The sequence below is a fragment of the Lacihabitans sp. LS3-19 genome (assembly GCF_024343575.1).
Taxonomy (GTDB): domain Bacteria; phylum Bacteroidota; class Bacteroidia; order Cytophagales; family Spirosomataceae; genus Leadbetterella.
The window spans coordinates 138,961-155,310 of record NZ_RJUA01000005.1; the positions used below are offsets into that span (position 1 = coordinate 138,961).

The following is a 16,350-nucleotide window of genomic DNA, read 5'->3' on the forward strand; positions in this document are numbered from 1 at the left end:
TTAAGAATAAAATCCGGTAAAAAATCAAAAAAACATTCAATAAGTTTGTTTTTTATTATAAAAAATTTGTTTTGCTTTAAATGATATTTCAATGTGATTGGCCCATATAAAGTTAACCTTAGCTTAGGTAAAGAATAAATATCATACCCCCAAGGAAACCATCCAAATTTAATTTGTGCATCTATTTCAAGTCCAACTTTTGCGAACTTTTGGCAAATAGAATGAAATAATACTAATTGTGGTTTAAAATTTTTAATGTAAAAATTAATATTTGATTCCTTAAAATCTAAAATCAATATTTCATTTTTAGTTTTAGGAAAGCTAGAAATTTTAGAGGAGATATCTTCAAAGAAAAAGTAAAAATTATTAGTATTAGTTTCTTCAAAATTCCTAATTACATCTGATACTATCTTTTCAGGTAATAAAAAATGAAAAATTGTCTTCAATTTACTATAATATTAATAATATGAGTAACTTCTTTTTCTGTTAAGTCAACAAAAAGGGGTAGTCTAAGTAAACAATCAGAGTATCTGTCAGAATTTACTAATTCTCTTCCATCATGTTTATCTTTATAATATGGACTCTTATGAAGGCTTAAATAATGAAAAACAGATAGTATCCCTTTATTTTTCAATTTTAATATCAAATTGTCTCTTTTTTCACTTGTATTGAAAATAAGATAAAAAATATGTGCATTATTCCCAGAATATTCAGGAATATAGGAAATTTCAACATCATTTAATAGTGCCCATTCTTTTAAACCATTTTTATATTGATTCCAAATTGCAATTCTCTTTTTTTGAATTTCATCTAGAGACTGTAATTGTGAATATAAAAGTGCGGCAATTAACTCAGATGGCAAAAATGATGACCCAACATCTACCCAATTATATTTATCCACAATTCCTTTAAAAAAAGCATTTCGATTTGTTCCTTTTTCCCAAATAATTTCTGCTCTTTCAACAAGTGTTTTATCATTAATAACTAGTAAACCTCCTTCTCCTGAAGATATATTCTTAGTTTCATGAAATGAAAATGTAGCTAAATGTCCAAATGAACCTAAAAACTTCTTTGATTTGTCAGAAAAAGAATAATTGTTAGCTATGGCCTGGGCTGCATCTTCAATAACATACAATTTGTATTTTGCGGCAATGCTCATTACCAATTCCATATTACAAGCTGTACCTGCATAATGGACAACTACAATTGCCTTAGTTTTTTTTGTAATTAAACTTTCAATTTGATTTTCATCAAGACTTGGATGATTATTTTTGCTATCTATAAAAACAATTTTAGCTCCCCTCAATATAAAAGGATTTGCTGAACTTACAAAAGTATATGAAGGTACAATTACTTCATCTCCAGGTTTTATATCAATCAAAATGGCGGCCATTTCCAAAGCATCTGTACACGAAGTGGTTAACAAACACTTGCCAAAACCAAACCTATTTTCAAAAAAAGCCTGACTTTTTTTTGTAAAAGGGCCATTTCCAGAGAGGTTTCTTGTTCTAAATACCTCGTTTACAAATTCGTTTTCCTTTCCTGTCAAAAAGGGTCTATTAAAAGGAATCAAATATTCCATAAATGATAAATGTATATATAATTCTTGATTTCAAATTTATTTTTCTTATATAAAGTCATTGCAGGATAATTTTCACCTTGTGTAATAACTCTCAATTTTCCTATTTTGGATTTTTGAGATTCATTAATGCAATACTCTACCAAAGCATTTCCAATCCCTCTTCCCCTGTTTTTCCTATCAACACCTAATAAACCAATGGTAAAAACATCCTTTTCTTTTTCAAGTGTAATAAATCCAGCAATTTCATTATTAACTAAGTACAAAAAAGTATCAATTTCTTTAATATTTATTAATGATTTTTTTATCCATTCATAATACAACTTTTCAAATTCAGAGTTCTTGAAATTTTTATCACAAAAAAATCTCGAATAGGCACCACTTTGAAGTGAAAGGTCTTTTAATTTTTCCGATTTCAATTCCTCAGGTCCAGCTAATATGATAGATTTAGAAACGTTTAATAATTCTGTGGTTTGAATTTCCCTCTCAAATTCAACTCGTGTTGAAATGAAATCATAATTAAAATCTAAAATTTTATTTTGACTATATAAATAAATTAGTTTAAAATTATCTTTATTCTTTATGTTTTTGTCAAGTTTTACAATTCCGTCAAAATGTGCTTCTCCAACTTCAAACCCGAAAAAATCTGAATCCCAAGTTTTCCTTTTAATCTCAAGCATTATTTGAATTTCTTTTTAAAGTTTAAGTACATATATGTCAGGTCTTGTGATATATTGTATTTTAACAAAACAAATGAAAAAATAGATATAATAATTAATGATTTAAAAACAATTCCACCTATTAAGGCTATTGCTGATTGTCCAAAATCTGGAATTATATATCCAATTAAAATCAAAAAGCACAAAAAAATTACTATAAAAAATTCCTTTATTGTTAAAGGATTCATTCCAAATTTACTTTGAACAAAGAAAAGTCTAAAAATTCCAGAAAACAAAGTTACTAGAGCTGTTGCAAAAGCAGAACCCAAAAGCCCTAAAATTGGAATTAAAAAATAGTTCAAAAGAACAACTGAAATAGCCATAAAAATAACTAAAATAGTATTGAATTTGTAATATTTTGAATAAGAAATCACTTCATTATTTAAACCTAAGCTCATTTCAATCCATTTTGCTAAAGAAATAATAATAACTATCCATTTACCTTGAGAATAAATCTCTTTTTTGGGCAATAAATTTAAAATAGCTTCAATATTTACAGAAACTAGCACTAACATAATACCGCCAATAAGCATTAAATTAAGTGCCGACTTTTTATATATTTCATTCACCTTTTTAAAATTTAAATGGAAAAGATTTTCTGACAAAATAGGTACAGAAATAGATTTCAATGCCTTAGCTGGAATTTCTATAGTGTTTGCTATATATGAAGATATAACAAAAATAGCAACAGCTTGTGTACCAATTTTTTGAGCAATTATATTTCGATCAATGAACATTATTAAATTCACTCCTAAGCTTCCTATAATAACCAATCCTCCAAATTTAACTGCGTCTTTAATAATTCTCTTTTCGATATTAAGAAAATTGAAATTGATTTGAAATTTCCCTAATTTAATTAAGTAAATAATTAGTGATATTATTATTATTAAAATAAAGAAAACGTTAAAAAGTAAAAAAGTAGAAAAATTAATATAACCCAATCCATAAATAATAATAGAAATAATATTTAATGCTCTAAAAACAGTTTCTCTTAAAAACGTAGGCATTGCTACTCTTTTATTTGCTCTTGAATAAGCTTCAAAAACCATCAAAACTGCCCAAAAAAGTGACATTGGTAAACTAAGCCATAAATAAGGAATTACCGTAGGTGATTTTGCAAGAAAAAGCAATTTAAATTCATCGTTAATAAATATAAGAGGCACTAAAAAAACAAGGAATCCTATTAAAGGAAATAATAACATCAACAATAGCATTCCATTATTTCCATTATTTTCATTTTTAAATCTAGCAAAAAATTTATCAATAATATAGGGTGAGCCTAAATGGACAAAAGTCGCAAATATTAAACTATTTTCTAACAATAAACGAGAAACAGCCAATTCATCTGCCGACAAAAAATGAGTTGCGATAAATAATGTATTGATGGCTCCAAGTATTACCCCTATAAAATAACCTACACTAGACTTTACACTTTGTCTAATAATTAATCCCATTATATTTTAGGTTTTAACCCTACTTTTAAATAATTAAAGGCGTTCATATATATTACTAGTTGTTTCTGAAATATATTAAAAAATGTAATTAACAATTTTAAATCTGCGGAAACTACTGGCTAATACCAATTTAGGAACTTAAATATCAATCCATTTTTGAAAATTTGAGGTCTAGTAGACATTCTACATATGGAATCTTCAAAGTGTTCTAAAACTAAATTTGAAAGTACAATATCACAGTTATTATCTTCTGTCACTATCTTGCTATCACTAGAAAAAAAACCACTAGAGGCGGATTGAAATCAATTCCAATAAAATCTACTTTTATTGGGTCAAATAAAACTCTATGTAGCATCTTGCCGCAACTATAATTGGCCAATTTAATTTTACTTTTTGAATTCTCTTTAGAATTCCTCATTGCAAATTCTATCAACCTTTTTAAGCTATACCATAAAGAAAGAAAAATTGATATAGTAAATATTAAATTCTCTTTAGCATCTTCAAGAATTTTTTCAGTTCTTTTAATCTTCATTTTTTATTGTACGGAAATGCATAAATAAAGCAACAAAAACCAACCCTACCCAAGCAATTGAAGAATTCCTATCATATTTTTGGCCAACTTTAACAGAAACCGGATCAAAAACAAATTCAATTTTATGTTTTCCCGCTGGTATAGCCATGGCTCTAAGGATATAATCGCCTCTAAAATGCGGTGCAGGTTTTCCATCTATGGTAGAAATCCAATCCTCATTTCCTTTATAAAAAACCTCAGAAAACACTACGACCTGTGCATTAGGACTTTCAAAATTATATTCCAGATGTTTAGGACTGTAGGATGTCAATGTAACAGTGCCAGTTAAATCTTTAGAGGGATTTATTGTGCCTAAATCTTTAATAAACTGCTTTTCAACGACAAGGGTTTTAGCTGGATTTAGGCTATCTAATGCTTGCATTTCAGCATTTGCTCCTGTTACTTCTTTTATTTCTGAAACAAACCATGCATTGCCCAATGCCCCAGCGTTTTGCTGAGCTATTGGATTGCCATCTTGACCTTTCGCAATAAAATACTTAGTATTGAGCATATTTAATACAGCCATATTGTTTTTTGCAATCTGATTCTCTATCAAATCATTAAATCGACTTAATTTTGCTGCACTATACCCACCTACTGACTTATGATAAACTGACGTAAAAGCATTTGTAAATGGACTAGATGTTACATCTATTACTCTAAATGAAAGACTTTTATCATTCAATATCTGCAAATCAGCGGACGTCTGTTGAAACTGACTCTCAAAACTAGAAGGTTTCGGTTGAAAATCGTCTTTGTTTAAATATCTTTTATCAACTGACCAAAGATCAATCAAAACTAAAATTGCTAGTAAACCACCTACCAAATTAGAGTTTTTAATAGTGTTTTTAACATAAAGAACTAATAACCCTGCTGTTAATAGAATAAAAACCAAACTCCTTAATGCGTCTGATTTAAACAAAGATTCTCTATCTTCTAATAAAGCAGTATATAACTGATTTACAGCATTCTGATTACTACCAAAGCTCTGCTTTAAAACTTCTTTGAACTGAATGTCTTTTCCTGTTGAAAAATCAATAAATCCTGGTAACAAAAAGAAAAATAAACTTAATCCACCTGCAATTCCCAAACTTATATATAGTGGCTTTTTGAATTTTTCCCAGCTTGGTTTATTTACTAACAATTCATGCAGTCCCAACGCTCCAATAGCCACAATACAAAGCTGAAATAATGACAAAATCATACTAACTGCTCTGAATTTATTGAAATAAGGCAAATAATCAAATAAAATATTGTTGAACAAACTTAGATTACTGCCCCAAGATATAAATAAGCAGATTATTCCACTGATTAAAAATGGAAGTTTATAACGTTCATTTGCAAAAAATAAACCTAAGATAAAGAGAAATAAAATAATCGCACCTGAATAAGTTGGACCACTTACAAATTGTTGGTCACCCCAGTAAGTTGGCAGACTTTTCGCAAATTGTAAAGCTTGTCCATAGTCAACACCTAAAGCTGTTAAAGTTTTAAAAGATTGAGAATCTTTATCTAATTCCCCTGATCCTCCCCCTGAAAAATTAGGTATTAAAAAAGAAAAGGATTCAAGTTTACCATAACTCCATTCAAATGCATAATCTTTTTCTAGGCCTTGATTTGGTCCTTTTGATTTCAAATCAGAACCTCCCCTCATTGTGTATTTTGCATAATCTGTTGAGGTCCAGAGTCTTGATGTATTCGTTCCTACAACCAGTAATCCTAAAACCAAACTTAATCCAGAAGCAATTAAAAAATTATTAAGATGTTTTGATTTGATTGCTCTCACCAATTCAAAAACTGCCAATACTCCAATGATAAAAGCAGAATAATAAGTAATTTGAAAATGGTTGGCGTTTAATTCTAAGCCTAATCCTAAACTAAAAACAGCTGCTCCTAACCAAGGCTTACCTCTAAAACCCCAAACTAAACCTGCTACCATAATTGGTAAAAAAGCCAAAGCATAGACTTTTGCCAAATGTCCAGCTTCTATTATTAGGATATTATATGAGAAAAATGCATAACCAAGAGATCCGATTATAGCTGGAATTGTTTTTACACCTAAAGCAATAAGCAACAAATAAGCTCCTAGGAGATATAAAAAAATAAAAGTACCTTGTTGTGAAAATAAATTATAAATAAAAGGTTGAACTTTTACGAAAACTCCTTCTGAATAATCACCTCCAACAAAATAAGTGGGCATTCCACCAAACATACTATTTGTCCAACCTGTGTATTCACCATGATTTTCCTGCCCAAATTTCCTAATCTCTGATTGCACAGCATGCATTTGATATGTATCACTTTGTTGTAGGGTTTTCCCACTTAATATAGGATTCATAAAACCTACAGATAACAATATAAATATTGTTATTGCTAATAAGTGTGACAAATGACTTCTTTTAAAAAGAATATTTTTCATGTTAAATTATTGAAAGTGCTTTATCTAATTTTTTCAGCTATTATAACTATTTCCATCCTGACTATACTTTTTCCTTTAAATTTTACTTTTTTCAATTTCCTTATTATTAACGAATTTTCCAATGCAGCGTAAAATTTACTTGGAAGTCTAAAGTTCGGGAAAAATTGTCTAACTTTATTAAAGGCAATAAATGGAAGAGGAGAAATAAAATTTGAAAAACCATATATTTCCAAAGTTTTGATTACATCTTTAAACGTAGTTTCATCTAAATGCAAACATTGAGCCTTGATTTTTCCAGTATGGGAATTATCAATCAAAATCGTCCAGTCAGTAGGGCCAAATAATTTATTAGGAATTAACAAAACCAACTTGCCTCCCTTAACTAAACTTTTTGAAATCGAATTTAAAAATAAATCCTTATCGTCTAATGCTATATGTTCATAGACATTATCCAAAATGGCTACCTCAAAAGTTTGGGGTAGTTCAAAATCTATAACATTTCTTTGGAAACACTTGACTTGATCTGAATATTTGTCTTTCGGTAAAGTTGGAGCTTTTACATCTAATCCATATAAAGATTTGTAGTCTAATTTTGATTTAGCTATTGCATATAAAAATGCACCACTTCCACTTCCAATATCTATAATTGACTTACCATCAACTTCTTTTTTAAAAATTTTTAAAATTTCAGATTTTGCTTTAACTAATTCACCAAAATAATCTTTAGAGTAAGGTTCAACTAGTTCGGCAGATTTGGAATAAACATAATCATATAATTCCTTTCTTTTGTAAAAATCTTTTTCTTTTAAAATCAATTCATTGAAGTTGCTTTCAACTTTAAACATTTCAGCAAGAATCTCTTGTGGTAGGCCTGTTTTATTAGAAAAGAAACTTAAATTATTTAATTTTTTTGTAAGCATTATTAAGCACTTATTTTTTTATTAATGATTTATAGATTATCAAAAATACTTCCAAAATTAAAAAGATCTATCCAGACAATAACGAAAAATAAAAAATAAAAAGATATGACCTAAAATCAATTAAATCTAATTATTGAATTTCCACGAAAATCTAGTCTATTCCAGAGCTATGAAACGATCAAATTCTAATGATAGTAAACCTTCAATCTTGGCCTTAAATTAGGATCTAATGATTCACTTGTAGAAAAAGGAGTAATTTTATATGGAGTTTCAACTTGATGTTTAATCATAAATCCATAATTATTGGTTTCCAAAATATCCTTTAAAAGATTGGTTACATTAATTGAATAGTTTTGCTTAGGATTTGAAGCTTTTGGTATCACTACTTTATTTGTTGAAGTTACATTAGGCATATTATTCCAAGTAATGGTATTTTCAGACCAATTGGACAAAACTCTTTCTACTTCTAAAACATTATCTCCTTCATGACCTGTAAACATTGGGGCAATATCGATAAGTGATTGACCAAAAAATAAAGTTAATACTGCAGAATCAATAATCACGTTCTGTGGCAAGTATGATAAATCAAATTTTAAATAATTTCTTTTTATATTTAAAATTCCATTTTGAGTCCAAGCGTATGGGTCCATATGATCATTTTGTCCATAATTATTATCAGGAACTATAGATGCAACATCAGAATCTTCCATATTTGCATCATTTCCAATTATTTCAAAAGGAGCAATAGTATTATGAAAAACGATTCCTTTCAAAATATACTCCAAAGGTTCACAACAATTAGGGTCAATCACACCAGTTTCAAAAATGAATGGACAACATCCCTGACTAGGGCAAATAAAGTTTGGGCTTTCAAAACTATAAGTTCCAGCAGTTGTCACATTTAATGTATTTGAGTTTTGATTAGGAATAACAATTCCGTCTTTTTTCCAAATAATATTGTTGATACTTGAATCTTCAATTATTATTTGTCTGCCAACAAAATTAGAATTGGAAACAAAAATAGGATTGGAAAAACAAGTCCTTGAATAATCATCTTCAGACTTTAAAAAATTCATTGGTGTGGAGTCTGAATCCTTTTGATCTACACTGTAAACTTCTGCTTCTAAATACCACGGCCCTCCATTTAATATTTTATAATTTAAAACCAAAGTTGCAGAATCTCCTGGAAGAACAATAGGAATTGTCCATAAATTGGAATTTACGTCAAAAGTGCCACTTGAAGGTAAAGACATCTGAAAAATCGAGAATGGTTGTGAGAATATTGCATTTACACCAACTTTTACGTTTGTGGCATTATTTTGTAAATTTTCATTTTTTAGGATTAATTTAACCTGACCAATTGCTTCACTGGTAGTTTTAAAATCAATATTAAAGGCTTTTAAATTTAAATCAACAGTATCAGAGGAGCCCTGGACAAAATAATTTGAAATATTATTAAAATAAGTAACACTATTTGCCTTACCAAATCTATCGTTTGATAATGTGGCTCCAATAGCCTGAACGTCCAATTTAGAAAGGGAAACTTCATTTGCCATGCTTTTAAAAGAATAAGAACCTTTTAATCTCTCTGACGGAAGCATTTTACAAAAAGAATTAAAGCTGGAAAGTACAATAATTGAAATTAAAGTGAATTTAAACATCTTATTAATAATTATATTATGGGAATATTTAGAATTTTGCAATAAACATGCCAACATGAAATTTGGCATTTATTTTAAAACTTAGAAATACCCCAGAAAATTTCTTAAAGAAAAACCTAGAAAACTCTAGTTTTTTAATCCAAATCCAAAAAAATACACAAATTAGAAACTATAATAAAAGCTACCTATAATGAACGCCCTTAGCTATATTCTTTTAATAAGGATTTTACGATTTAGATATTATACATGAATTTATTTTTTTCAATCGGTTTTTTCAATAATTTCGTAAAAATCCTTGAATATAAAATGAAAAACTGCCCCGAATGCGGAAATATTATTTTAGGTAGAATTGATAAAAAATTCTGCTCAGATATGTGTAGAAACAATTACAACAACAAACTAAAAGCTGTGGACGTAAACTATGTTAGAAATATAAACAATATTCTAAAAAAGAATAGAAGAATATTAGAAGAAATTTGCCCAGATGAAAAAAATAAAACTACAAAAGCAACCTTACAGAAAAAAGGCTTTGATTTTGGCTTTTACACCAATATTAGGAAAACACAAGCTGGCTCGGTTTACTATTTCGTTTATGATTTTGGCTATCTTGGACTAGACAATGACTTTTTTTTAGTAGTTAAAGACAATAGAAGCAAAGAATAATCGTAGTACCATTGCAATTCAAAATTTAATATATGCTAAGATTATTTGTTTTTCTTTCTATTCTTGTTTTAGTTAGTTCATGCCACAAAAAAATGGGTGGGTTTATGCCCTCCTCAAGAGAAAACTTCACCGCTCAAACTCAAAAAAACAGTATTCCACCAATTTTTGAAAATTACTTAAATTTGGATGAACTGCCTGAATTTTCTGCCTCCGAAAATGAATTACCCGCCTTTCAAACGACATCAGTTCCTCAAATCAACTATGAACATGAAGGTTTATCCAAATTTGAAAAACCAGAATCGGAACCGAAAAGGAGTTTTATAACTGAACAAAAAATCTTAGAAAGTTCAGAAAGTGTTTCAATAAGCAAACAAAATACCCAAAAGCAAACCAGACTAAAGCGTGATCCAATATTTAATGATAGCCTTAAAATTGGTTTAGTTTTTCTTCTAATCGCTGCTGGTCTTGCTTTTTTGCCCGCTTTACTTCAGCTTGCAGTACTTTTTGCTTTAGTTGCAATGATTTTCCTATTTATAGGCCTAAAAAAACTATTTAATAGAAGAATGAAAGAGAAGAAGAAGAAACAGAGAAGAGAAAATATGCAAATGAAAAAAGATAAAATAAAAAATATTTTAAATTAGATATGAATTTAGTTTTTCTTCATGGGTTTGGTGAAAACTCAAGCATTTGGGAGGATTTCGTTAAAAGATTAAATCCAAAACATAATATAGTCTGTCCCGACTTTTCCGAGAAAAAAGACTGTTTTTCTATTCCTGAATATGCTGAGTGGTTAAAAGGTATTTTGGATAAAATGGAAATAAAAGAAGCCGTAATTATTGGCCACTCGATGGGTGGATATATTGCCCTAGAATTTTGCCATAAATACCACGGATTTGTGAAAGGATTAGGCCTTTTTCATTCCTCAGCCTCTGCTGACAGCGAAGAAAAAAAGGAAAACCGAGATAAAACTATACAGTTTTTGATAAAACACGACACTAACCTTTTCATAAAACATTTCTATCCTAACATGTTCAGCGAGGCATTTAAAGATTCAAATGCGGAATTAATAAATAAGAACATTGAACAGTTTAGTAAAATAACAAATGAAGCCCTTTTAGCGGCAACTCTAGCCATGAAAAGTCGCCAAAGTCATATTGAAAATTTTCCAAGTTTTGACTTCCCTATTTTTCAGATTTTGGGCACACAGGACACGTTTGTAAATTATGCAGAGGCTCTCCAACAAACTTTAAAAATAAAATCGCCAAATGTCTTGTTGCTAAACGACATTTGCCACGCAGGAATGTTTGAATCTCCACAAATCTGTGCGAATTTCATCAATACATTTCTAGAAAGAATCTAAACTTTGTAGCTTCTGTGAGCGTCTAACTTTAAGAAAATAAAAAGTAAAAGTGTAAACGATAACAATGAAGACCCTCCATAGCTTATAAATGGTAGCGGAATTCCAATTACTGGCATCAAACCAATCGTCATTCCGATATTTACCAAAACGTGGAAAAATATTATACTGGCTACTCCATAACCGTAAATTCGGGCAAATTTGGATTTTTGTTTCTCGGCAAGACTTAGTAATCTAGTTAAAAGAATAAAATATAAGCCCAGGATAATAAAGCTTCCCAAAAAGCCCCACTCTTCTCCTACAGTACAAAAAATAAAGTCTGTAGATTGCTCAGGAACAAAATCAAATTTGGTCTGGGTTCCTTGCAAATATCCTTTGCCCATTACACCTCCCGAACCTATCGCTATTTTAGACTGTATTACGTTCCAACCATCGCCTTTGGGGTCTGAGTCTGGGTTAACCAATATCTTTATTCTTCGTTGTTGGTGAGGAGCCAAAACATTGGAAATAACGAAATCTACAGTCAAAACAAAACCCGAAAACAATATAAATAAACCCAAAACCCGCTGGAGGTTTTGTCGATTTCTTTCGTACCTTTTCAAGAATAAGTACCAGAACAATACCGCAAATAAAGCAAGTCCCAAGACAACTGTCCAATTTGGAAACACCAAAGCAAGGATCAAAAGAATAATAAAAGAAATTATTAGGGCTGGATAAACTCCCGGAAGACCTTCTCTATATAATACAACTATTAATATGGCAAATGTCAAAGCAGAGCCTGTTTCTTTCTGTAGAATGATAATTATAGGCGGTACAAAAATAAACAAAGCAGCTCTTACAGCATATTTCAATTTTGAAACATTAACACCTAAAGTACTTAAATATTTCGCTAACGCCATTACAGTAAAGGTCTTGGCAAACTCAGCTGGCTGGATTGAAAACGTGCCTAATTTTATCCATGACTTAGATCCTTTGATATCACTACCTAGAAATATAGTGGCAATCAAAACCAAAATCCATAAGCCGTAAAATATATAAGCGAAAGAGTCGTAAACTTTGAAATCTACAAAAAGTATTACAAGAATTAGTGCAAAGGAAACAAACATGAACAAAATTTGTCTACCTGCATTATGCTCAAGCGAAAAAATGGATTTTGGATTGTCAACATTATAAACTGCTGCATAAATGTTCATTAAGCCTATACCTAACAAAGCAATGTATATCAACACTGTAGTCCAATCTATCCCTTGTTTTATATCTATATCTTTTGCCATTATTCTATTATAGTTTGGGATGGTTTCTTGACCACAGAAGCGTTTGAATTATGGCGAGCTACAGTTGTCCAACTGGTGTTCATTACTTGTTCTTTATATGCCTGACGTTTTACTATTCCATTTAAATATTGCTCTATCATCAAGCCACAAATTGGAGCAGAAGCTACCCCACCAAACCCCCCATTTTCTACCACTACAGCAATAGCTATTTTTGGTTTATATTTAGGAGCAAATGCAATAAAAATTGCATGATCTTTACCTTTTTTATTTTGTGAAGTTCCCGTTTTACCACAAACCTCAATACCTTCAACTTTTGCTGAACGACCTGTTCCTGCTTCAACCACCAAATGCATTCCTTTTATTACTTCTTCATAGTGTCGAGGTTCTATACCCGTTTTATGAGTTTCAATATTTATGCCTTTACTTGAAGCTTCATTTATTCCAGTTTTCTTTACCAGATGCGGCGTCATCCAATATCCTCTATTTGCTAAAGTGGCACATAAATTTGCTAACTTCAAAACATTTACCCCATACTCTCCTTCTCCTATACTTAGAGAAAAAATATTGGAAAACTTCCATTGCTCTTTACCATATATTTTATCATACCTTTTCACATCAGGTAAAACTCCCTTTGACTCTGATGGTAAGTCTATTCCTAATTGTTTCCCAAAACCAAACCTTGCAACTATTGTACCCCATTCTTCAAGACCAACCCTCGCTTGTTTAAATGGATTTGTTTCGGAGTTATTAGCCAATATCTTCTTGAAAACATTGTAAAAATACGGATTACTAGAAAGCTGAATAGCGTTGTAGAGATTTGCCGCCTCATAAGGTCCACTATGAAAAATAAACTGCGATGGCGAACTAGCAAAAGAAGTTTTGGGTGTAATAACACCCATTTGCAAACCTATGGCGGCTTGAACTAACTTAAAAGTAGAACCTGGACGATAAAAAGCCGAAATGGCTCGGTTGTTTAAAGGCCTATCTGGATTCTTACTTAAAACCGTGTAACTTGAAGAGAATGATTTACCTGAAAGTAAGCTCGGGTCGTAAGTGGGATAAGACCCAATCGCCAAAATCTCTCCCGTGGAAGGTTCAATGGCAACAACAGACCCAACTTTGTTTTTAAATAAAGAATCCGCCAATTGCTGTAGTTCTAAACTAACCGAAGTATACAGGTTTTGACCAATTACAGCCGTTGTATCATATTTTCCATCAGCATATTGGCCCTTTTCTTCCCCTTTTACATTCATTAGCGTGAACCTAACACCTCTTATACCTCTTAATTCGTTCTCATAATATTTTTCTAAACCAGAAAGTCCAATATAGTCTCCTTTACGGTAATATTGTTCTTCTTGTTCTTCGAATTTCTTTTGCGGAATTTCCCCAATATATCCCAATGCATTGGCCATCGTATTACCAGGATATGTCCTGAAAAAAGATTGTTCGAATGTAAACCCTGGGTATTGGATCATTGCATCAATAACACTGGCATATTCCTCTTTGGTGAGTTGTCTTAAAAAACGAGAAGGTCTATCTTTAGAGTATTCTTTAGCAATGGCAATTGTACTATCCAGATAACTTTTTGTCACATTAAACAAATTACAAAAAGATGCAGTATCAAAAGGCAGAACTTTTTTAGGCGTAACAAACATATCATAAACCTCTTCATTTGCCACAATAAGCTTGCCTTTTCTGTCATATACTTGTCCTCGTAAAGGCACATTAATTTCCCTACGTATAGAGTTTAATGACCCCAATGAACGATAACTAGAATCGATAATTTGCAAATAAAATAATCTTAGGATGTATATTGCCCCTATGATATAAAAGAATATTAAAATAACTGGTTTTCTACTTTCGAGCATGAATGTAATTGGGACTAAATCCGACAACAAAGTTCAGAAATATTATGGGTATTTTACTATTCCTCTTGTTAAAAATAATATAACAATATGACTAAAGTTAAATTTTTTCAAAGAGAATTCATAAATCCACGCTATGCCAAATCTATTTCTAAGTTTCAATTTATTAAAAATGCTTTAAAAATTATTTAAAAGGCTATTATAAATACTAAATTTGCAAAATAAAACCAAAAATTTGGATTTTTTAGAAATAACCGAACCTGAGATTTCTGCAATTGTCCCTCAAATATTCGATTTTGGGAAGGAATATAATATCTGGACTTTTTCGGGAAATTTAGGTGCTGGAAAAACTACCTTAATAAAAGCTTTGGCAAATTTTAACGGTATCAAAGACCCAATAAGTAGCCCAACTTTTGGATATGTAAATCAATATGATGACCAGCTTTACCACTTTGACTGCTATCGATTAAAAGACATTTTCGAAGCGATGGATTTTGGAATGGAAGAATATCTAGATTCTGGTAAACGTTGCTGGATAGAATGGCCAGAGGTTATTGAGAATTTATTGCCAATTCCGTATATGGAAATTAAAATTGAGCATAATAAAAACAATTCCAGAAATATACATCTAAATATAATAAAATAATGGCTACTGAAACATTACAAGAACTAGCCAGGCGATCTGCTATTATTCCAAAAGAATCTCCTTTTGCAATCAAAAAAAGTGATAAAAACTTGAAACTAGGTTTACCTAAAGAGTTTTCAAATGATGAGAACAGAATAGCCTTAACGCCTGATGCAGTTGCTTTATTAGTAAAAAACGGCATGGAGGTAGCTGTAGAAACTGGAGCAGGAGCTAACGCCAATTATTCCGACAGAGATTATGCCGAATCTGGAGCGGAAATAATCCAAAGCCACAAAGAGATTTTTGAAAATGATATTATTTTGAAAATTGAACCTTTGACTGGAGAAGAATTAGACTTTATAAAAACGGGTGCCACTTTGATTTCCACATTAAACTTGCCATCTCTAGACCAAAATTATTTCAATACTCTCAACAGAAAAAAAATCACGGCAGTTGCTTTTGAATATATACAAGACAAGGTAGGCGAGTTTCCTATAGTACGTGCCATGAGCGAAATAGCAGGCAGTGCTGTATTGTTGATAGCAACGGAGTATTTGAGTAGTGTAAATAATGGCAAAGGTGTTATCATCGGTGGAATTACGGGGGTACCTCCTACCAATGTAGTAATCTTGGGAGCTGGAACTGTAGGCGAATTTGCGGTAAGGTCGGCACTAGGTTTAGGTGCCAATATAAAAGTATTTGATCGCCAATTGTATAGACTCCAAAGACTTCAATATGCAGTGGGAAGTAGAGTATTTACTTCAATAATAGACTCTATAAATCTAAATAATGCTTTGAAAGACGCCGACGTGGTAATAGGTGCTTTAAGAGGTGAGGTTGGTTTAGCTCCATTGGTTATCTCCGAAGAGATGGTGGCTCAAATGAAACCCAATTCATTAATCATAGATGTAGCAATAGATCAAGGAGGATGTTGTGAAACTTCTGAAATGACAAGCCATGCAAAACCGACCTTTAAAAAACATGACGTAATACACTATTGTGTCCCTAATATTGCATCAAGATTTGCTCATACCGCCAGTATTGCATTGAGTAATATTTTTACACCAGTTTTATTAAAAACAGAAGGCTTAGGAGGCGTAAATGAAATGATTTTTCAAAACAAATGGTTTATGAAAGGAGTAGTTTGCTATAAAGGCAGCATGACAAACTTACATTTAGCAAAAAGATTTAATTTAAAGTATAAAGATTTAGGGCTGATTCTTTCAGCTAGATTCTAAAAAAG

General features: G+C 30.9%; 14 protein-coding genes. 5 read left to right on the forward strand and 9 right to left on the reverse strand.

Going from position 1 to position 16,350, the window contains the following annotated elements:
* Positions 1-442 precede the first annotated feature (442 nt).
* From rffA to EGI22_RS06980, 7 genes are all read right to left on the reverse strand, one after another.
* Positions 443-1,582, reverse strand: coding sequence for a dTDP-4-amino-4,6-dideoxygalactose transaminase (gene rffA / locus EGI22_RS06950; RefSeq protein WP_255067395.1), 1,140 nt, complete (start codon positions 1,580-1,582; stop codon positions 443-445).
* Entirely contained in the window at positions 1,570-2,259 is a 690-nt protein-coding gene (locus EGI22_RS06955) for a GNAT family N-acetyltransferase (protein ID WP_255067396.1), read from the reverse strand. The genes rffA and EGI22_RS06955 overlap by 13 nt, the downstream gene beginning before the upstream one ends.
* Positions 2,259-3,752: a lipopolysaccharide biosynthesis protein gene (locus EGI22_RS06960; protein WP_255067397.1), complete on the reverse strand. Its 1,494-nt coding sequence runs from the start codon at positions 3,750-3,752 to the stop codon at positions 2,259-2,261. The genes EGI22_RS06955 and EGI22_RS06960 overlap by 1 nt, the downstream gene beginning before the upstream one ends.
* Before the next feature lie 256 nt (positions 3,753-4,008).
* Positions 4,009-4,284, reverse strand: a complete 276-nt coding sequence (locus EGI22_RS06965) for a hypothetical protein (protein WP_255067398.1) — start codon at positions 4,282-4,284, stop codon at positions 4,009-4,011.
* The gene (locus EGI22_RS06970) at positions 4,274-6,742 is read right to left on the reverse strand and encodes a hypothetical protein (RefSeq protein WP_255067399.1); all 2,469 of its coding nucleotides are present in this window, start codon (positions 6,740-6,742) and stop codon (positions 4,274-4,276) included. Before EGI22_RS06970 ends, EGI22_RS06965 begins: the two co-directional genes overlap by 11 nt.
* A 20-nt stretch (positions 6,743-6,762) precedes the next feature.
* Positions 6,763-7,662 carry a bifunctional 2-polyprenyl-6-hydroxyphenol methylase/3-demethylubiquinol 3-O-methyltransferase UbiG gene (locus tag EGI22_RS06975; RefSeq protein WP_255067400.1) on the reverse strand — a complete coding sequence of 300 codons (900 nt, stop codon included), beginning with the start codon at positions 7,660-7,662 and terminating at the stop codon, positions 6,763-6,765.
* A 185-nt stretch (positions 7,663-7,847) separates the two neighbouring features.
* Positions 7,848-9,263: a DNRLRE domain-containing protein gene (locus EGI22_RS06980; protein WP_255067401.1), complete on the reverse strand. Its 1,416-nt coding sequence runs from the start codon at positions 9,261-9,263 to the stop codon at positions 7,848-7,850.
* A gap of 366 nt (positions 9,264-9,629) precedes the next feature.
* Between EGI22_RS06980 and EGI22_RS06985 the strand changes: the two genes are divergently transcribed.
* From EGI22_RS06985 to EGI22_RS06995, 3 genes are read left to right on the forward strand one after another with little or no spacing between them, the layout of a single operon-like run.
* The gene (locus EGI22_RS06985) at positions 9,630-9,986 is read left to right on the forward strand and encodes a DUF2116 family Zn-ribbon domain-containing protein (protein ID WP_255067402.1); all 357 of its coding nucleotides are present in this window, start codon (positions 9,630-9,632) and stop codon (positions 9,984-9,986) included.
* Between the two features lie 32 nt (positions 9,987-10,018).
* Positions 10,019-10,627, forward strand: coding sequence for a phage holin family protein (locus EGI22_RS06990; protein WP_255067403.1), 609 nt, complete (start codon positions 10,019-10,021; stop codon positions 10,625-10,627).
* Between the two features lie 2 nt (positions 10,628-10,629).
* A complete protein-coding gene (locus EGI22_RS06995; protein WP_255067404.1) occupies positions 10,630-11,346 on the forward strand; it encodes an alpha/beta fold hydrolase in 717 nt (238 codons plus the stop codon).
* Here EGI22_RS06995 and rodA read toward each other — a convergent pair.
* The gene (gene rodA, locus EGI22_RS07000) at positions 11,343-12,617 is read right to left on the reverse strand and encodes a rod shape-determining protein RodA (protein WP_255067405.1); all 1,275 of its coding nucleotides are present in this window, start codon (positions 12,615-12,617) and stop codon (positions 11,343-11,345) included. The two genes, EGI22_RS06995 and rodA, sit on opposite strands and share 4 nt — an antisense overlap.
* On the reverse strand, positions 12,617-14,485 hold the full coding sequence (locus EGI22_RS07005; protein WP_255067406.1) for a penicillin-binding transpeptidase domain-containing protein: 1,869 nt from the start codon (positions 14,483-14,485) through the stop codon (positions 12,617-12,619). Before EGI22_RS07005 ends, rodA begins: the two co-directional genes overlap by 1 nt.
* Positions 14,486-14,717: 232 nt before the next feature.
* Between EGI22_RS07005 and tsaE the strand changes: the two genes are divergently transcribed.
* Together tsaE and EGI22_RS07015 are read left to right on the forward strand one after the other, a co-directional pair.
* On the forward strand, positions 14,718-15,128 hold the full coding sequence (gene tsaE, locus EGI22_RS07010) for a tRNA (adenosine(37)-N6)-threonylcarbamoyltransferase complex ATPase subunit type 1 TsaE (RefSeq protein WP_255067407.1): 411 nt from the start codon (positions 14,718-14,720) through the stop codon (positions 15,126-15,128).
* Positions 15,128-16,345 (forward strand): alanine dehydrogenase, encoded by a 1,218-nt coding sequence (locus tag EGI22_RS07015; RefSeq protein ID WP_255067408.1) that lies wholly within the window; start codon positions 15,128-15,130, stop codon positions 16,343-16,345. Before tsaE ends, EGI22_RS07015 begins: the two co-directional genes overlap by 1 nt.
* Positions 16,346-16,350: the final 5 nt, after the last annotated feature.